The sequence below is a fragment of the Moorella glycerini genome (genome assembly GCF_009735625.1).
Lineage (GTDB): Bacteria > Bacillota > DSM-521 > Neomoorellales > Neomoorellaceae > Neomoorella > Neomoorella glycerini.
The window spans coordinates 346,466-365,297 of record NZ_CP046244.1; the positions used below are offsets into that span (position 1 = coordinate 346,466).

At 53.6% G+C, this 18,832-nt stretch carries 14 protein-coding genes; 3 read left to right on the forward strand and 11 right to left on the reverse strand.

The features are described from left to right. Positions 1-294 precede the first annotated feature (294 nt). The 4 genes from MGLY_RS01770 to MGLY_RS01785 are packed head-to-tail and all read right to left on the reverse strand — an operon-like array spanning position 295 to position 4,671. Positions 295-1,689: a sigma-54-dependent transcriptional regulator gene (locus MGLY_RS01770; RefSeq protein ID WP_156271462.1), complete on the reverse strand. Its 1,395-nt coding sequence runs from the start codon at positions 1,687-1,689 to the stop codon at positions 295-297. 40 nt (positions 1,690-1,729) lie between these two features. Next, positions 1,730-3,064 carry a GAF domain-containing sensor histidine kinase gene (locus MGLY_RS01775; RefSeq protein WP_156271463.1) on the reverse strand — a complete coding sequence of 445 codons (1,335 nt, stop codon included), beginning with the start codon at positions 3,062-3,064 and terminating at the stop codon, positions 1,730-1,732. Positions 3,065-3,076: 12 nt separating this feature from the next. Further along, a complete protein-coding gene (locus MGLY_RS01780; protein WP_211662001.1) occupies positions 3,077-4,048 on the reverse strand; it encodes a uroporphyrinogen decarboxylase family protein in 972 nt (323 codons plus the stop codon). Between the two features lie 17 nt (positions 4,049-4,065). Further along, a complete protein-coding gene (locus MGLY_RS01785; protein WP_211662009.1) occupies positions 4,066-4,671 on the reverse strand; it encodes a cobalamin B12-binding domain-containing protein in 606 nt (201 codons plus the stop codon). A gap of 1 nt (position 4,672) precedes the next feature. Here MGLY_RS01785 and MGLY_RS17945 point away from each other — a divergent pair, with 1 nt between their 5' ends. Then, entirely contained in the window at positions 4,673-4,912 is a 240-nt protein-coding gene (locus MGLY_RS17945; protein ID WP_211662011.1) for a hypothetical protein, read from the forward strand. A 184-nt stretch (positions 4,913-5,096) separates the two neighbouring features. Here the strand turns inward: MGLY_RS17945 and nrfD are convergent, their stop codons facing one another. From nrfD to MGLY_RS01810, 5 genes are all read right to left on the reverse strand, one after another. Further along, complete coding sequence (nrfD, locus tag MGLY_RS01790; RefSeq protein ID WP_246187392.1) at positions 5,097-6,353, reverse strand: NrfD/PsrC family molybdoenzyme membrane anchor subunit; 1,257 nt, start codon at positions 6,351-6,353, stop codon at positions 5,097-5,099. Positions 6,354-6,601: 248 nt separating this feature from the next. Continuing rightward, on the reverse strand, positions 6,602-7,288 hold the full coding sequence (locus tag MGLY_RS01795; protein WP_156271466.1) for a 4Fe-4S dicluster domain-containing protein: 687 nt from the start codon (positions 7,286-7,288) through the stop codon (positions 6,602-6,604). Then, positions 7,288-9,867 (reverse strand): molybdopterin-dependent oxidoreductase, encoded by a 2,580-nt coding sequence (locus tag MGLY_RS01800; protein ID WP_156271467.1) that lies wholly within the window; start codon positions 9,865-9,867, stop codon positions 7,288-7,290. Before MGLY_RS01800 ends, MGLY_RS01795 begins: the two co-directional genes overlap by 1 nt. Positions 9,868-10,206: 339 nt before the next feature. Beyond that, positions 10,207-12,465, reverse strand: a complete 2,259-nt coding sequence (locus MGLY_RS01805) for a molybdopterin oxidoreductase family protein (protein ID WP_246187393.1) — start codon at positions 12,463-12,465, stop codon at positions 10,207-10,209. Positions 12,466-12,486: 21 nt separating this feature from the next. Next, positions 12,487-14,178: a sigma 54-interacting transcriptional regulator gene (locus tag MGLY_RS01810; protein ID WP_156271468.1), complete on the reverse strand. Its 1,692-nt coding sequence runs from the start codon at positions 14,176-14,178 to the stop codon at positions 12,487-12,489. Positions 14,179-14,515: 337 nt separating this feature from the next. Between MGLY_RS01810 and MGLY_RS01815 the strand changes: the two genes are divergently transcribed. Both MGLY_RS01815 and MGLY_RS01820 read left to right on the forward strand, forming a co-directional pair. After that, positions 14,516-15,739: a YeeE/YedE thiosulfate transporter family protein gene (locus MGLY_RS01815; protein WP_156271469.1), complete on the forward strand. Its 1,224-nt coding sequence runs from the start codon at positions 14,516-14,518 to the stop codon at positions 15,737-15,739. Continuing rightward, the gene (locus tag MGLY_RS01820) at positions 15,726-15,992 is read left to right on the forward strand and encodes a sulfurtransferase TusA family protein (RefSeq protein ID WP_156271470.1); all 267 of its coding nucleotides are present in this window, start codon (positions 15,726-15,728) and stop codon (positions 15,990-15,992) included. The genes MGLY_RS01815 and MGLY_RS01820 overlap by 14 nt, the downstream gene beginning before the upstream one ends. A gap of 44 nt (positions 15,993-16,036) precedes the next feature. On the opposite strand, the gene MGLY_RS01825 is transcribed toward MGLY_RS01820, so the two are convergent. Both MGLY_RS01825 and MGLY_RS01830 read right to left on the reverse strand, forming a co-directional pair. Beyond that, a complete protein-coding gene (locus tag MGLY_RS01825) occupies positions 16,037-16,747 on the reverse strand; it encodes a CPBP family intramembrane glutamic endopeptidase (protein ID WP_156271471.1) in 711 nt (236 codons plus the stop codon). A gap of 78 nt (positions 16,748-16,825) precedes the next feature. Next, positions 16,826-18,805, reverse strand: a complete 1,980-nt coding sequence (locus MGLY_RS01830) for a glycoside hydrolase family 15 protein (protein ID WP_156271472.1) — start codon at positions 18,803-18,805, stop codon at positions 16,826-16,828. Between the last annotated feature and the right edge of the window lie 27 nt (positions 18,806-18,832).

Below are 18,832 nucleotides of genomic sequence, written 5' to 3' on the forward strand. Positions count from 1 at the left end.
TGGCTACAAGTAACAAGTTTCCACAAAATTATCATTGCATGCAAAATGCATACCAGATTTATGGCAATGCCAATAATCCTATGGGAAATATAGATAAAGTTCTCGAAGTATCTCGATTATGAAGGAGCAAAAAAACAGCGGATGTAGCATTTATGCCCCATCCGCCGCGCCATCAATCTCTATTCATCTCTCACCTTGTTAGTTGCAAACTTGGGGCGCATTTGCCATAGGTTTGTGGCTTCAATCACCAATGCTTCTTTTTTGTGGTCAATTACATATTAGTTTTGTTCTTCTTTATTTTTCTGGCTTGAGGTTATGTTTGGCCAGCAACCGGTAGAGGGTCTTCCGGTCCATTCGCGCCGTACGGGCTGCCTCCGAAATATTGCCACCGTGTTGTTCCAGGAGCCTCAGCAAGTATTGACGTTCAAAATTGGCTATCCACTTTTTCTTGGCGGCAGCAAAGGAACTCCCACCCATGGTTGCCTGTTCATCATCACCAGTACCCCTTACTAACGAACGAAATTGTTCCGGCAAATCCTCAGGCATGATAAAATCGTTTTCCGTAAGAGCTACTGCTCTTTCCAGTACGTTTTGCAATTCTCTGACATTACCCGGCCAGTGGTAGTTCTGCAATAACTGCAAGGTCTGGGAGGAGATACCCTTAACTTGCTTATCATACATAATGTTAAACTTGCCAAGAAAATGAACAGTAAGTAAGGGGATGTCTTCCAAGCGCTCCCGTAAAGGCGGTAGGGTCAGGGAAATAACGTTCAGACGGTAAAAGAGGTCTTCACGGAAAGTCTTTTCTTGCATAGCCTTATTCAGATCAACATTGGTAGCGGCTATTAGCCGGAAATCTACCTGGATGAGGTGAGTCCCACCAATCCGGCGGACTTCACCCTCTTGCAGTACTCGGAGCAGCTTGGCCTGCAAATTAATGTCCAGATTGCCGATCTCATCCAAAAAGAGGGTACCAGTGTGTGCCAGCTCAAAAATGCCTGGTTTTGTGCGGGTAGCCCCTGTAAAGCTACCCTTTTCGTAACCGAAAAGCTCACTTTCCAGCAAGGTTGGCGGTAAAGAGGAACAATCTACAGGAATGAACGGCTTTCCGGCCCGTCGACTGCTAGCATGGATGGCCTTGGCCAGTAGTTCTTTACCTGTACCGCTTTCTCCGCCAATAAGAACGCTGGCATCCGTGCGGGCTGCTTTTATAGCCAGCCGAATGACATGCTGCATAGCGTTGCTCTTACCGATCAGTTGGTTAAAGCTGTGATGTTCTTGTAATTGACGCCGCAACTCCCTGTTTTCTTCCATCAGGTTTCTTTGCTGGAGAGCCCGTTCTATTACCAGGTGTAACTGACTTGCTGTGAAAGGCTTGGGAATATAATCATAAGCCCCGTTTTTGATAGCTTCCACCGCGGACTCGATGGTGGCGTAAGCGGTAAAAAATATGACCATGATATCAGGGTCATAATCCTTGGCAGCCCGGAGAATAGCCATCCCGTCCAATCGCGGCATTTTCAGGTCTGTCAAAATAACGTCAGGTTTCTCATGCCTCAGGACGGCCAGGGCCTGTTCGCCATTGAGGAAAGTAACTACTTCATATCCAAGGGGCATCAATAAACGCCGGCAATTTTCTAGCATGTCTTCCTCATCATCAATAACCATGATCTTCCTTTTTCCTGCCATTTATCTTTATCTCCCTTCAGGAAGCATCTTTTATTTCCCGTTAGTGAGGACTTGATACGGTGGGCTTCGAAGGTTCTTGCCCACTTCTGGTCCCGGCAGCCGGCAGGGTTACTATAAACGTAGCCCCCTGGCCGGGTTGGCTATTAACCTCAATACGGCCACCGTGATTTTCAATGATACCCCGGGTCACGAAGAGTCCCAAGCCTGTACCTTTACCCACCTCTTTAGTAGTAAAGAAAGGGTCAAAAATCCGCTCCAGGTTTTCTGGAGCAATTCCAACTCCTGTGTCGCTAACTTCTATTTCCACCCACCCGGAGACAGAGGAACGTGTTGAAACTTTGATTGTGCCTTCTTGGATAATAGCATCCCTAGCATTTTGGAGAAGATTAATCAGGACCTGTTGCAGTTGATTCGGATTGCCGTATATAAAGGGCAGTTTGCAGTCCAGATGCTTTTGCAGTTGGATGCGACCTTTCTCCAATTGCTTGCCTAGCAAGGAGAGCGCCCCTTCCACTACCTCATTCAGGTCCACGGGCAGGAAGGTTTCCGTTGAACGCCGGGCAAAGGAAAGCAGACTCTGGGTGGTAGTAGTTATACGCCGGGCATGCTTACCAATTACCTGCAGGTCTTTAATCAGGGAAGAAAGTTCAGGTTGTAGCCCGTTTTGTAATTCTGACAGCATACATTCCAGGCGGGCAAGAATTATGCTGGCCGGATTATTGATTTCGTGGGCCAGTCCCGCGGCCAGCTGGCCAATGGCCGCCATTTTTTCTGACTGGATTAATAGTCGCTCGAACCTTTTTAGTTCCTCGTACCTTTCTACCAGGGTCTTATTTAACTGGTTTATCTCCCGGTTGGCCTCTTCCAGTTGTTGTTTTTCCTTTTGTAGCCTGGCAATTAGCCTGCTTCTTTGGATGGCCAGGCCGGTAAGGTTGGCTATGGCCAGGATTACCTCCTGCTCCTCCAGGGTAAAAACTCCAGGTTCTGCACTGGCTATGGATAGAACGGCTATAATTTTCTGGTCAACTTTAACGGGGAGGCAGAGATATTTTTGGATGGCCTTCTCGGTCATCAGGTAAGCACAGTCGTGAGCGCCATCAGAGAGGTTAACTATCACCGGGAAACCATCACGCAGAGCCGGACACTGCCTGGAATTCAGTGCTTCCTGGCAAAGGTTTTTGCGGGGCTGTGATAGGAAACACCATTGAGCTTGGAAGGAAAAAGTTACTCCCTCCAGCAAGAAAAATCGACAACAGTAAGTAGGGAAGAGCTGCTTCATTTCCTTTACCACCACGGTTACTATCTGGTCCACTTCCATAGGCAGGTAACCAAAAAGGTTATTTAGTTTAAGCACAGTGGCAAAAGCCTTATTCACTTTGCCTCGCCCCTATTGTCTTTTGGCTGCCATGAATGCCGTTACATACTCGGGCCGGGCGTCCAGGGGTAATTCGCAACCGGAGCTGAGGATGAGTTGTTGACCGGGCAATTGAGTTAAGGCCTGAACTTCTTCCCGAATCTTTTCTTCTGGTCCTGATACAAAAAGATAAGGTTTAACGTTACCTATGAAGCATATGCCAGGTAATAGTTGCATGGCCTCGAGAGGCGAAACGACGTAGTCAAGCCCCACCAAATTTACAGGTATCTCTTGCAGGTAGGGAAGGATTTTTCCTACCGGACCGGTAATTTGCAGCCAGCGAATACAAGCGCCCGCAGCGGCATATGCTGAGAATATACTGTCCAGGAGGGGGACAAGATAGCTGTGAAAAGCAGCCGCGGGCAAAACGACGGGTGAGCCGGCGGGTTCTATAAGTACCAAACCATGGGCTCCTGCGGCTAAAAGAGCCTGGCCCTGCAGGGTACTTACCCGGGCCGTAAAGGCCAGGATTTCCTGGAATTTCGCCGGAGCGTCAATTATCAGGTATAAGAGCTGTTCCAGACCCAGTAATTGACCGGCTATTGTCATAGGGCCTGTCACTTTACCCACCACTGGTACCTGGTTTTTCACCTGCTGGCGCAACAAGGCACAGGCCTTAAGAATGACCGGTATTCGCCCTGCCTTTGTAGGTTCAGGCAAGTGCAAGGAAGCCAGGTCGTTAAAACCCAGCCGGCCAATAACATAGGGATAATCATCTTCAGGATATTCCAGGGTGGCTCCCAGGGCTTCTGCCTCCACTGAATTATCGGCCCCTACCAGGAGTAAATCATATTGGAAACGCCAATAGCTGGTAAGGAGGCTCTCTACCATAGCCTCAGCTTCTGTCACATAACGGCGGACTGGAACTCTGGCTATTCTTGCTGCCCAGGCTAGCACCTGTGGCGCTGCGGGTATTGTTTCTGGCTTTAGCTCAATAGCTTGCATTATCCTCGTGTAGGAATTCACAGTTTAACCCCCTTCGCGGTACAAAGCCTCAGGGCGGTAAAGACGTCACCGGCTATCAAATCCACGTTGAGATCTTCGGGGCAGCACTGCTGTACAGCTCCTCCCCCAGCAATTACTTTTACATCCTTAAGACCGAGTTTTTGGGCAAGGGGCTTGATTTCCCTTACGGTATGAAACGTAGTGCAAATGAGGGTGGAAACGCCAATCCAGCTTGCCTGTTCCTGCTGGGCTACAGTAACGAAGGTTTGGGGCGGTACGTCTGTTCCCAGGTCTATTACCCGAAAGCCTGCCGCGGTAAAAATTATTTTTACGATGTTTTTGCCCAAGTCGTGGATGTCGCCCTGGATGGTGCCTAAGACTATGGTGTCTTGCTGCACCTGCTTCATATTTAAATACCCGCGGGCTTGTAAAGCATTCATGACGCTCATTACGGCCCGGCCAGCCAGTAAGATTTCCAGCAGGTTAAATTCATCGTTGGTACATTTCATGTCCAGGGAACGCAAGGCATAGGTCAACCCCAGTTCTATCACAATCTCTATCGGGAGACCGTCTTGCAACAGTTGGAAAGCAATCTCTACCGCTTCTGTACTTCGGCCTTCCATAATGACTGTGGCCAATTTTTTAGCATCCACCATGACTCCATCTCCCAAAAAGAAAATTAGCCAAAAATATAGCTTCGCTGTACCTTGGTTTGGTATCAAGCACCTGGAGCCAGGTCATCCAAAACCTTTTCCTGGACCTCTAAATCTGATAACTAAATTTTCTAACGCCTGCTTTCCAGGTTTCTTAGCGCAAGATGGGGATAACCAAGCCTTGCAGGTAGATAAAATATTATCGACATAAGACTGATGCCCGCAGGTCTACCAGTCATGTTTTTAATTCGCCAGACAGGAAGTATGTTCCTGCTCGCCAACTAAATTAGCCGCAAATGAGTTAAGCCGGGTCCATCGTCCCGGCTTAACTCATTTCTGGTATCTATGCCCTTGCTTCTTCCGGAAAACATCAGCGCTTTCTAGTTTCTTGTTTTTTAATAAAGGGACCGTTTCTGCGGGAGAAAATTATAAGAACTCACCATCAAGGTGATAATCAACAGGGCCAGGCCGAAGGGCAGGAGGTCAACGGCAATCTCAAATATGGTAGGCATATAAGGCCAGGAACCGGCAAACACCGGCGCTCCTGCCTTAAATTCACCAACTGCTACGGGGTAATGCCAGCCTTCTACTTCCATTCCCGGGAGGGAAAGGCTTAGGGGAAACTGGTTGAAGGCCGGGAACATCAACATCAGCCGGTGGGCAAAGACGCCGGCAAAAAGCAAAGCGCAGCCCAGGAGCAGGGAACCGGCCGACCGCCCGCCTTTTTCGCTGAAGAAGTAAACCATGACAAAGGCTGGCAGGGCGATTTCCACCAGGTAGACCGGAGCATAGCGATTAAATACCAGGGATAGAATGCCCATGGCTTCGGGGCTGCCCCACCACCAGTGGATAAGAAGATCCATGGCTACGAAAAAGAAATGGACGGCCAGGGCGCCGGCTGTAATCCGGGCCAGGGTATTAAAGACGCCTGCATACTGGTTAAACCCCTCTTTCCCGGCCACCAGGAGGGCAATCACCAGGACCAGGGCCGTCCCGGAAGCCACCGCCACGGCGATGAAATCCGGGGGTAAAATGGCCGTATACCACCAGCTGTGCGAGGCCTGGGTGGCAAAAATCAAGGCCGTGATGGTATGAATTAGAATCGCCACCGGCAGCCCCACCACGGCTACCCGCCGGGACCACCTGGCAGCAATGCTTTCTACTTCCTCCTGGGTAAGCTTCCTTGTCCAGCCGTTAAGAAAACCGCGTCCTCCCTTTTTCCAGTCAGGCAAAAGCTGAAAATAGACGCTTAAAAAGGTTAATATGGTATAGGCGCTAACAACTATTACGTCCCAGATTAAAGGCGACCGGAAATTGGGGTGCAGCAGCAAGTTGTAAATCCTGTCTACCCGCCCCAGGTCCGGCAAGATGATTACCGCCGCGGCCATAATGCTGGCAAAGGCGGAAAGGGAAGCAATGCGGGTAAAGGGCTTCAACTGCTCAAGATTGAAAAGGTAAACCGAAGAAGAAACGATTAGCCCCCCGGCGGCAATCCCCACAAAGAAGGCGAAGGTGGTAATATACAGTCCCCAGCTAAAGGGATTGCGCATACCTGTCACAATCAGGCCGCTTTTAAGCTGGTAGCCCCAGGTAAATAAACTTACCAGCAAAAGAACCAGACCCAGGACAAAAGCCACATTTAGTTTCCTCACAAGGTCTCCCTCCTAGAAAATGTTACTTGCCTGGCTTTGTTTTCGCTCGCGCCAAACCACTTAAGGAGCGACCAGCACTCAACTCGTTTGGAACAGGTGACTATTCGCGAACAAAACCTTTGTGAGTTGAGGGCTGGGTCAGCCGTAAAGCTTAAGGCCAGGTTCCAGGGGCCGCTGCGCCGCCCGGTAGAAGCTTGCTCGCTTCAATCAAAAGCCTGAATGGCACTATCCCGAGTAAAGGTCTTCCCTTACTTCCGTGGTCCTGCGGGCGGCAGGTAAAAGACTTTGGGCTTTGTACCCAGTTCTTCTTTCAGCCTTAGGGCCTGTCGTTGCCGTACCAGGCGGCTTACTTCCGACCTGGGGTCATCGAGATCGCCAAAGAAGCGGGCCCCGGCAGGGCAGGCCTGGACACATACTGGTAATTCCCCTTTATCGGTATACTGCACGCAGAAGGTACATTTTTCCACTATTCCTTTGGGACGATCCGGCGTGTAAACCAGGCGGCCGCTCCGGTCACGATGCTCAAAGGGATAGCCGTAATTATACCCTGGCATATAACCTGCCTTCGCTTTGGCCTTTTGCTGGTCCTCCCAGTTGAACTGGCGCACACCATAGGGACAGGCGGCCATGCAGTAACGGCAGCCGATGCAGCGCTCGTAGTCAACTAATATCCGGCCCCGGTCATCGGTATACGTCGCTCCCACCGGGCAGACCTTTGCACAGGGCGCATTTTCACACATCTGGCAGGATACAGGTAAAAAGTACATCTGCGCTTCCCCGTCTTTAGCGAGGGGGATCTGGTGCTCCTTACTTCCCGGTGTGAATACCCGGTTCCACCAGGTGCCCGGCGGTTGCGAATTATGCTCTTTACAGACCACCGCGCAGGTACGGCAGCCGATACAGCGGTCCAGGTCAATGACCATTCCCAGTTTCACTATACTTCACCTGCCTTTCGTACATCGCAGAGGGCTTCGTTCCAGGCTGTATTGGGGGCCCATATCCCCGCTACAAAGTAGACCTCATGGGTGGGCTTGATAAAGGGATAGGTTAATGAGTTATAAGAATCTCCTTTGAGATAGCGGCTCCACCAGCCCTGCTCAAAGATGATGATTTTCCTCCCCTGACCGGGGTCCAGAACGGCGTAACCTCTAACCTTGCCGCGGTCGTTGTAAGCTTCGACCAGGTCTCCCTCTTTAATCCCTTTTTCAGCCGCGTCCTCAGGGTTTAAGAAAACCTTCGGCTTATTATCCTGCAGCTCGTTCATCCAGATATTATTGGAGTGATTGGAGTGAATACGGTAAAGGGAGTTACGGGTAATGAAAGCAAACTGGTACTTGCCTTTGGCTCCCGGGTTTAAGGCATACTCGCTTTCTACAAAGGGCGGCTTGTGCACAGGCAAAGTTTCGCCGAGTTGCATAAAGGTATCCTCTTCCTTGTAAAATTCAATCCTGCCGCTTTTAACAAATTGTGCCGTAGCTTCAATTGCCGCCGGCCGGCTGACGGGGGGGAAGGGCTTTTTAAACTGTACCTGTTCGTAAAAGGGAATCTGGCGATTTCCCGGTACCTCTGATTTCAGCCGCACCGGCCCTTTTTTCAGCTGCTCCAGGGTAATCCCGGCCACCGGCGGTCCGCCTGTGGCAAGAAGAAGTTCAATAGCTTTTTCCGCTGCCGTATTTTCATCCAGGCCAGGAAAGAAATATTTTTCAAAATCAGGATTAAGGCGTTTGGCAATTTCGCGGGCAATCCACAGCTCCGATTTGGATTCGTAAAGGGGTTTAATGGCCGGTTGCTGCAGCTGCATATAAGGATGCAAGGGTGTAGTCGTCAGTTCGGTTTTTTCATACCAGCTGGCTACAGGGAAAACCACATCGCTATAAAGACAGCTGGTGGTCATCTGGTGGTCCATTCCAACAATAAATTCCAGGTCCCCCTTAATCGCCATTTGCCGCAACCGATCGGCCATATTATGCTGGTCAAAGGGGTTGCCCCACCCAAAGATGAAGGCTTTGACTCCGTTGGCGGGCCATTTCGCCTTCATGCTTTTTGTGGGGCCATTGAGGATATAAAGCCAGGGAAGCCAGCGCGGCGGTTTAGGGAACCACCACTCTTTGACGTTAAACCGGATCTTGTACTGGCCAGCATACGTCGAAATACCTGCGCCCGGCTTGCCAATATTACCGGTCAGCACCGGCAGCAGGGCCAGGGCGCGGCCCTTCAGGTCGCCGTGATACCACTGGTAGTTGCTGGCGCCGTAGATGACATGCAATGGTTTCGTGGTCGCCATCTCCCGGGCCAGGCGGACTACCGTATCCCCGGCAACGCCCGTTTCTTGCTCCACATAGACCGGTGTATAGCCGGTTAAATGTTCTTTTAATAATTGGAACACTGGTTTAACCTTGACCCGCTGGCCATCCTTTAATTCAACTTCCATTTCGCCTTCCAGGATTACATTAAGGGGAAGCTCGAGTTTTTCCGGGTGCACCGCCAGGAACTGCCCGTTGTAAGCGACAAATACATCCCGGTAAGGTGGTATATCTGCCGGTTTGTCCAGACCTTTAACCTCTTCAGCTTTCAGGCGCTTTCTGGTATCCAGGCGAACCAAAAGAGGCATATCAGTAAAGGTTTTAACAAATTCTTCGTCGTACAGCTTTTCCTCAATTATCACCCGGGCCATTCCCAAGGCTAAAGCTGCATCACTGCTGGCTTTAAGCTGGACCCACTCATCCGCTTTAGCAGCAGTTGGGCAGTAGTTGGGATCAAATACTACAAGTTTAGCGCCATTGTTACGTGCTTTGATTAAGAAGTCGGAATCAATCAAACGCGTTACCATAATATTGGAACCGAAAACAGCGATATAGCGGGAATTGGCCCATTCAAGGGGTTCCAGTTCCTCTGACTGGACGCCGAAGGTCTGGGGCCAGAACATTGGCAGGTCGCCATTCTTATCATAAGGATGGTTCAAATTCCATCCCGCCAGGGTAGAGAGGGCGATCCACGCTCCTTTCTGGACGTGGCCGGTCCCGCCTACCTGAAAGCTGAAACAAACAGATTCCGGGCCGTATTTGGTGGCAATCTCCTGTAAGCGGCTGGCCGTGTAATCCAGCGCTTCTTCCCAGGAAACCTCTCTGAATTCTCCTTTACCCCGTTCTCCCGTCCTGATGAGGGGTTTCTTGATCCGGTCAGGGCCATAAATAACGTTAATATAACTCAAACCCCTTAAACAACCCCGGGGACCGTACTCGGGCTCGGGATAGTCATTGGTAGGAAATAAGGCCTTTATTTGCCCGTCTACTACCATAGCCCTTATCCCGCAGGAAGAAGTACAGTTGGGCGAGCAGGTGCTGCGAACGTATTTAACTTCTTTTAATGGGGTTGGACTCCCCCCTGCCACAGCTTGGGAAATAAAATATTTACTTGTCCCCGCCGTACCCGCCATGACGGCCGTTGCCGCCGACGCCTTTAAAAACTGGCGCCGGCTGAGCTTAAATTCTCGCTTCTCATTTTTATCCTTCATAACTTTGCCTGTCACCTCCACGGTACATTCCGGGACCCGCTCCCGGCATCACATAACGGTTATGGATGTCGCACTTTTCTAAAATAATATTCCTGCCGTTAAAGGTATAACTATACCCTTTAAATAATCGCCTCTTGTAGTATTTCCGGTCATTTTATTCCCCTCCCCTGCCTTGTGAAAGTAACATATTTATACATGTCATTTATCCATGTTTCTCTAGCAAGTTTCGTGCCGGCAAAACAAAAAGCCCCGGGGCGTGTTTTCCCGGGACTTTTTACCGTCCTGAGCCAAGGATGTCTCGAAAATATTAGAATCCATGTCTAGATTCATAGAAACTTTTTAGCCGCTACAGTTTTCACTCCGGCCTTCCTGCCCCATGCTTCCTTCCCGCCTCCTGCTTCCTGCCTCCTGCCTCTCAATCCGGCAGGCGCCGGCCTTGGCCAGGGGCTGGCCGGAAAGGGGGTCCGCCGCCCGGCCGGTAAGGCGGTTGGCCGCCTGGCGCCTTTCCCTCTCGCCGGGGTCCAGATCACCAAAGTGGAAGGGGACAAAGACCTCTCCCGGTGCCACCACCTCTGTAAGCCTGGCCGGCACCTCAATCCAGCCCCGGCGGGAGACAACCCGGACCACCTCCCCGTCCGCCACCTGCAGGCGGGCCGCATCGGCAGGATTGATCTCCACATAGGCCCCGGGAACCAGGGCCTGGAGTTCGGGGATACGCTTTGTCCTGGTCCGGGTATGGTAATGTTCAATAATCCGGCCGGTATTGAGCCAGAAGGGAAATTCCCCGTCAGGTATTTCCGGCGGCGGTGCATAAGGAACAGCCAGGAGGCGCGCCCTGCCCTCCGGGTGATTGAACTCGCCGTAACCCTGGGCTTCTTCCGGGCGGGTGGGAAAAACACCGGCGGTATAGAGCCGCGGCGTTCCACCGCTCCCGGCCGGGCAGGGCCACTGGACTCCTGCCAGGCGTTCCAGCAGGGCGTAATCCACCCCTGTCATGTCGTTGGGCCGGCCGCGGGTGAGCTCCCGCAATTCCCGGAAGGCATCCTCCGGGCCCTGCCAGGCAAAGAGCCCCCCTGCTCCCAGGTAGCGGGCCACCTGGGTGACGATGGCCAGGTCGTCCCGGGCCTCCCCCGGCGGGGCCACGGCCCGGCGGACCAGGTTCAGGCGCCGTTCCGAGTTGGTAACGACCCCCGTCTTTTCCCCCCACCCGGCCCCGGGCAGGAAGATATCGGCGAAAGCCGCCGTCTCCATGGGATAAAAGACGTCCTGGACAATTAAGAAGACCTTTTCCAGCTGGCGGCGGCTGAAACCCAGATCCGGCAGAGAAACGGCCGGGTTGGTGCCGATGACCCACAGCACCTTGAGCCTACCGTCTTCCACCAGCTCCAGCATACGGTTGATATCATTGACCCGGCGGGGCAGCCGGTCTTCCGGGATACCCCAGTAGTTGGCCACCTGGCGGCGGTGCTCAGGATTCTCCGGGTTGCGGAAACCGGGCAAAGAACCGCCGCCGCCAATCTCCCGCATGCTCAAGGCCGAGGCCTGGCCGGTCAGGGAAAAGGGTGCCGACCCGGGCCGGCCGATTTTGCCGGTGATAAGGTGCAGGGAGTTGATTAAAGTTACCGCCGCCACCGCCTGGCTGCTCTGGTTGACCCCCTGGCAGAAGACAGTCACGGCGCTCGGGGAAAGCCCGAAAAGGCGGGCGGCGGCCACAATATCCGCCGCCGGCACGCCGGTAAGGCCGGCCACCCGCTCCGGCGGGAAGGCAGCGGCGGCCCGGGCCAGCTCCTCGAAGCCTGCCGTCGCCCGCCGGATGAAGTCCCGGTCCAGCATGTCTTCCTTAATCAGAATATTAATCAAGCCGTACAGCAGGGGGATGTTGCTGCCGCAGCGCAGGCGCAGGTGGAGGTCGGCCATCCGGGCCGGCAGGGTAAGGCGCGGGTCGGCCACCACGATTTTAGCCCCGTTAAGTTTACGGTTGCGTAAAATCCGCTGCCAGAGCTGGGGGTGCATCTCCGCCGGGTTGGCGCCAAAGATAAAGATGAGGCGGCTCACATCCAGGTCTTCGTAGCAACCCGGCGGGGCGTCGACGCCGAAGGAGAGGATGTGGCCGCTTACGGTGGAAGCCATGCACAGCCGGGTATTGGCGTCGATATTGGGCGTGCCCAGTACACCCTTGGCCAGCTTGTGGATGGCATAGTATTCCTCCAGGGTCAGCTGGCCGCCGTGGTAAATGCCGACGGCTTCCGGGCCGCCGGTCGCCAGGGCTTCCCGGAGACACTGCGCCACCTCCGCCAGGGCCCCTTCCCAGGTCACGGGGTGCATCTCCTTACCCCGGCGCCGGAGAGGTACCGTCGCCCGCTCCGGGTGGTGCAGGGTTTTCCACTCATAGAGGCCCTTGAGGCACAGGTGGCCTTTATTTACCGGTGCGGCGGTATCAGGTTTGACGGCCACTGCCCGGCCGTTTTTTACCCCCAGGTAAAGGCCGCAGCCGGTACCGCAATAACCGCAGGTGGTAGCCACCCAGCGGTCCACGGCTGCTTCCCCCCGGCCCTGGAACAGGCTAACTATCCCCTGTTGCAACTCTGCCAGTGCCATCAGCGTTCCCCCAAAAATGAGTTACTGGATATTGTAACGTTTCAACTTCTGGTACAGGCCGGAAGGGTGAATGCCCAGGAGCCTTGCCGCTTCCTGCTTATTACCCCCGGCGGCCGCCAGGGCCCTCTGGATGGCTGCCCTTTCAGCTTCAGCAACGGCCTCCTTCAATTCCAGGCCCACATCTCTACCGCGCACCTGTTGCAGGGCCGCCGGCAGGTGTTCCCGGCGGATGATCTCTTCCCCCGGTTCCAGGAAATTAAAGGCATGCTCCAGGACGTTCTCCAGCTCGCGGACATTACCCGGCCAGCTATAGTGATAAAATAGCTCCTGGACGCCAGGGGCAAGGCCTCTCACAGCCATTCCATAACTACTATTCAGGCGCCGGATAATGGCCGCCGTCAAAACCTCGATATCTTCCGGCCGCTCGCGCAGGGGCGGTATATGCAGGGTCACCACTGCCAGGCGGTAATAAAGGTCGCGGCGAAACCTGCCGGCCGCCTCCAGGGCCAGGAGGTCCTGGTTGGTGGCAGCAATAATCCTCACATCTACCTTGATAGTCTTACGTCCCCCGACCCGCTCAAAGGTACGTTCCTGCAAAGCCCTGAGGAGCTTCGGCTGCATACTCAAAGGCAGGTCACCGATTTCATCCAGGAATATGGTGCCGCCATCGGCCAGCTCAAACTTGCCGGGCTTGCCGCCCCGGGCCGCCCCGGTAAAGGCCCCTTCTTCGTAGCCAAAGAGCTCGGCCTCCAGCAGGTTTTCCGGGATAGCCGCGCAGTTGATTTTAATCAGGGGCTCATTGCGGCGGGAACTAGCCCTGTGGATGGCCTGGGCCAGCAGTTCCTTGCCGGTACCGCTCTCGCCGGTAATTAAAACATTAGCCTCACCCCGGGCCACCCGGGCCGCCAGTTTTTTCAGCTGCACCACGGCCGGGCTCGTCCCCAGTATCCCCTGCCAGGCGTCCTGTTCCCCCTGGAGGGACGCCAGTTCCTGCTGGTAAAAGAGGACCTTGCCCTCCAAAACCTGCAGGCGCCGGGAAATATCCTTGAGGCCTGCAGCGGCCAGGTCTTCAACTGCCATGGCCTTGCTTACGGCACCCAGAAGGTTGCCGGTGGCATCTTTGACAGGCATTTCCGACAATAACAGTTTCTTGCCGGCATACTGGACCTCAAAGCCGACTACCGGCCGCCCGGTAGCCAGGACCTCCGGCAGGCGGCTGAAGGTTAAAACATCTCCTATCTCCAGGCCGGTAAGGACATCAGCCCTCTGGCCCAGGAGTTCGGCATACATCTGGTTGATACTGACGATTACACCCTGGCGGTTAACTATTACCAGGTAGAGGGGGAAATCATCGAGGAGGGCGGCGTAAAGTTCATTAAGGGCCTGAAGGTGGGCTGCGCCCGGCTGTTCTTCCGTAAAAAGAACGAGGACTCCCCCCTGGCCGTCGGGGAAATAATCGACGCGGTAGTTTTTACCCCCGGTGGCAAAACAGGTTCCCTGGAGGGGGCGGCGGTGGGTAAGGACCTCGGCCAGGCGCGTCTCCGGGAAGACCTCCGTCAGCCGCCGGCCCTTTAAATCCCGGCCGGCCAGCCCCAGGATGGCGGCAGCCAGGGAGTTGGCCACCAGGATGTGACCGCCGGCGTCGACATAGATCATGCCCTGCTGCAGCGCATTAAAGGTTGCTCCCCAGAAATCCCTGGCAGTTCCGTCCATTATTCTCCCCTCCCTGTACGGCCAGCCTTGTTCTTTCATTATGTTAACACTTTGCTTTCCCGTCTGCAACCCGGCCAATTTTCCAACAGTGCTGACGTATCAAAAATCGCTATAAACCTTGTCTGCCAAAGATAAAAAAATTTTAGCCTGCCCCCTCAATGCCTTAGCAATGCCATATCTGCAATTCAGACGTCAGCACTGATATTCCTCTAAAAACAGCACACTCTCTCAACGAGCCGTCCAATCATTCCAAAAAGGAATATAAAGCATAGCAGGACTTTATAAAATCATGACGAATCTCGTAGGCATATCAACCCCAAAGGAGTGAGATGATACCTTGAGCTGCAAAACAATTTTAAATGGTGAGGGCAAAAAAAGCTATGTCCGGCAATCTTTAAAAGGTGGTTGGTTAAGGATTTTTGCCGAACCCTGGCCTATCGGAGTAGGCGTCTTTGCTCTAACCATTACCAACTTATATATGTTCATGTATGCCCGGGCCCTGGGCGTCTTTCCCCAAATGGCCATGTGGGGGAGCTGGCTTTATAACCTGGTAGGAATAAAAACTGAAAGCCCATTTATCCCTTATCCTGTAAAACCTATTTATCTCGATATGCATAGCTTGATTGACATTGGTATCATAGCTGGTGCCTTCGGGTCTTCTCTGCTGGCCCGTGAATTTAAAATTCGCAAAGAAGACTGGCAGGGTTATCTCTGGGGCGCTGCCGGGGGTATACTAATGGGTTTTGGTACGGTCTTGATGCCTCCATGTAATGTAGGAGGATTCTGGGTGGCTACCATGGCCTTTTCTTTAAGCGGTCCCCTGTCTGCTGCAGGGCTTCTGCTGGGTGCTTATGTAGGAGGCAAAATTCTCCAATATCAGATGCATAAAGCCCTGCAAAAGCTAGATTTCTCCACCGCACCAAAGGGAGAAACGCAAGCGGTGAAAGTTTTATCCCGTCAACCCCAATGGGGAGTCCTGGTATTTTCCCTTACACTTCTCATCGCTGTCATTTATTACATAGCAGGCATGCCCAAAAATGCAGGTCTCTTTTTATTTGGGATTCTTTTTGGGCTGATTATCCAGCGCTCGCGTCTTTGTTTTGTAGCTGCCTTCCGTGAAATTTTAGTCAGCCGTGACGGTAAGGTTATGAAGTGGCTTTTGCTGGGAATGGCTGTGGGAGCCATGGGTTTCGCCCTTCTCAAAGCTCAGGGCTATCAACCTGAACATATGGTTTTTCCCGCAGGATGGCATAATATCGCTGGTGGCTTCATTTTTGGTATCGGCATGGTCCTGGCCGGAGGATGCGGTTTGGGCATCCTGGCGCGGAGCGGTGAAGGTTACACGCGTTCCTGGGTGGCGATTTTAACCGCCATGTTAACTTCTGGGGCCTGGGTACACATTTATGGCCAGAAGGTTGGACAGGGATGGCTATACGGGAAACCGGTATACCTGCCCCAATTATGGGGCTGGGGAGGGGCTGTAGCCTTTATCTACGGTTTCTTGCTACTGTTCTACTTTTTTATCCTCTGGGTGGAGGCTGGCAAGCATGAAAGAGCTTAAAGCAGTTAAGGTAAACGATAACCATTATCAGGTTGATATGCGCGGCTGGATGTGCCCGTATCCCAAGTACGCCGTTGCAACCCTCCTGGAAAAACTACCACCGGCTAGCTGTTTAGACCTTTTAGTCGACTGTCCTTCCGCAACAAAGGACGTACCTGACCTGGCTAAAAATCAAGGGTATGATGTGCAGAAAGTTGAACTTTTGACGGAAGGGGAATGGCTAATTTGTATAAGCAACTTAAATCATAGTTAAGCAACATATGCATTCCACATGATGGGTGTGGGGAAACATATTTTTCAAACCCAGCGCAGGGCAAAATAAAGGAGGAGAATCATAATGGTATTCCAGGTAGCATGGGCAACAATGGAAGTGAGGATATTTCCCGTCCGTTCATAAAGATAGGCTAGGCCCATACCCCCCAGGGCCAGAGGCAGGAAACGTACCGGGTCCAGGTGCAGGAGGGCAAAGATCAGGCCGCTCCCCAGGAGGCCCTTGCCGAAGCCGTAGCGATTTTTAAGGGCGGGGAAAAGAAAACCCCGGAAATAAAGTTCTTCCGTAACGGGAGCCAGAAAAGCACCGAGAAATAGCGGTATAATCAGGTCACGGGGCTGCCGGGCGTTGATGACCAGTTCGGTGAAGGGCTGGGGGGCCTGGTCGGGTAAAAAGAACTGTAACAGGCTGCCGACAATAACTACCAGTAAAAATAAAACCAGGCCGCCTCCCAGGCCTGAAGCTATGGCCCGCACCAAAGAAGCGGCTTTTAAACCTACAGCTTCCAGGCCCAGGCCGTTTTTCTTGCGCACGAAATAATGCAGTCCAGCCAGGACGGCCGCCCCCTGGGCCAGGCCCACCAGCAGGTAACGGTAGGCCAGGGGGAGCCCGGAAGCAAAGAACCGGACCAGTAACGCCGTACCATAACCTGACGCCAGCATCCCCAGTAATACCAGGAAACACTGCCGTAAATTCCAGGGTATTTTCTCCGTTTTTTTCTCCGTTTCTCCTGTCATCTTTTCCACCTCGTTGAGCCTTTAACTGAAGGGGCCTTATGGCCTAAATATATAACAATCCCTGCTCTTTGAAAAGCACTATGGCGCCCCTTTTCCGGCCAGTAACTGCCGCCTCCGGGCGAGGTATTTTTCCACGGCGCTAACAAAGGCGGCATGGGACCAGGTTAAAGGAGAAACTGACAGGGGTTCGCCGGTAAAGGGGTGCAGTTGCTCCGGGAGCATCCCCGCCGGCGTGGCCCGTTCTGCCGCCCAGGTGAGAATACTGCTGGCCGCGGCCAGGTCATTTAAATTTTGCGCCCGTAAAGTGTACCACTCGGCCAGCCACAGGGTACAGATAAACCAGGGGTTCCCCGGGGCCACCTGGAGGTTATCGCTTTTCCGGAAATAGTAATCCCCGGTATAGCGGGCCAATCCTCCTGTTTCCGTCTTGACCTGCAGTCCTTCCGCCACTGCCGCCATGGTTCGTGCAAGGCGCGGGTCAGCCAGGGGCACCGCTTCCAGCAGGGCCAGGGCCGTGAGACTGGCATCCAGGGTAAAATCAGGCACCAGGCGGCCATTATCTTCCCGGTAAATACCCCGGATGAAACGCCCCAGGTCCGGGGAATAGAAGTGTTCGCTAATACCCTCCCCGACCTCCACCGCCGCCCGCCGGTAACGGTCTTCCCGGCCTACGTCACCGGCCAGGCGCGCCATATCGGCAGCGGCAAGAAGACCGGCGTAGACGGCAGCAGAAGTAAAGGCAAAGATGCCCCGCCGCTCTTCCCAGAGGTCATAGCTCGGCAGGGGCAGGCCCAGGTCTGGATCGCGGTAATCCACCAGGAAATCGGCTGCCGGCCGTACCAGGGCCGGGAAGAGGTCGTGGATGAGACCCCAGTTCCGCCCCAGGCGGAAGGACTGGCCCAGGGCCCAGAGGACCAGGGCTGTTTCATCTTCCTGGATGGGCAAAATGCGCTCACCCCGGTGCACCGGCGGTAACCAGCTGGATCCCAGGCTGCCGTCGGGATTGTATTTTTGATAAAAAAAGCCGTCCTGCTCCAGCACCCGGGAGCAATAATAAAAAAAGCTGGCCGTTAATTCGCTATAGCCGGCCTGGTCCAGGGCACTGGCTACCAGGGCCCCATCCCGGGGCCAGCAGTAGCCGTAGTGATCCCGGGCTTCCGCCAGGATGTCGCTATCGGTAGCCGCCAGGATCGCCCCCCGGTTGTCAATCTGGGTACGTATGACCAGGAGGCTGCGGTGGTAGAGGTCAACTACCGCCGGGGGTAAATCGGTAAAGTCGCGTCCATTTTTATAGACCCAGCCCCGCCAGTAGGCCGCCGTGGCTGCCAGCAGGTTTTTTACCCCCTGGGACAGCACCCAGTTATTTAGCTCTCCGGCAGCCGTAAAGTTCTCGGCAGCCACAATCCAGTAGGTAATCTCTCCCCTCTCTCCCGCGGCCAGCTGCAGGCGAAAGCTAAAGGTACTGTCTACCGAACCGTGATGGATGGGATGGCCTTCCAGCCAGCCGTCCTCGGCATCCCGCCAGGTGCCCTCGGCACCGCGAAAGCGCTTGTTGCCGGTGGCATACTGGAAAAAAATGTTGGCCCCGGCGCGGCCATTGATTAAAAGGTAGAGTCCCCGTTTATAATGAAGCAACACCTTCTGGTCCGGCAGGTAAGTCACTGTATCGCCGAGGGGGGATTCATTTAAAGTAAAATCATGGTAAAAAAACAGCCGCACTTCCCTGGAGCGGCTGGCCAGGTTATGGACTGTAACTCTTGCCAGGTAAATGTCTTCCTGAAAATGGACGGCGTTGTTAATATTTATTTCCAATTCCAAACCCCTGTGCCTGGCCCGGCAATAACCTACCAGGGTATCAGCTTCAAAACCCACCTGCCTTTCCCAGTCCGGGCTTCCCAACCAGCTAAAATGGCCATCCACCCAGCAACCCAGGCGATTTTTTTCCCCGCCGATGTGATTGGGCCAGCCAACATAAGGGTAATATAAGTCACGCATATTAAATTCAGCATCAAAATTAATCAACAAACGCCCGTTCCCCAGGGCCAGTTCTCGCGGCATGGTTCTCGCCCCTTCACTTTCCTCATC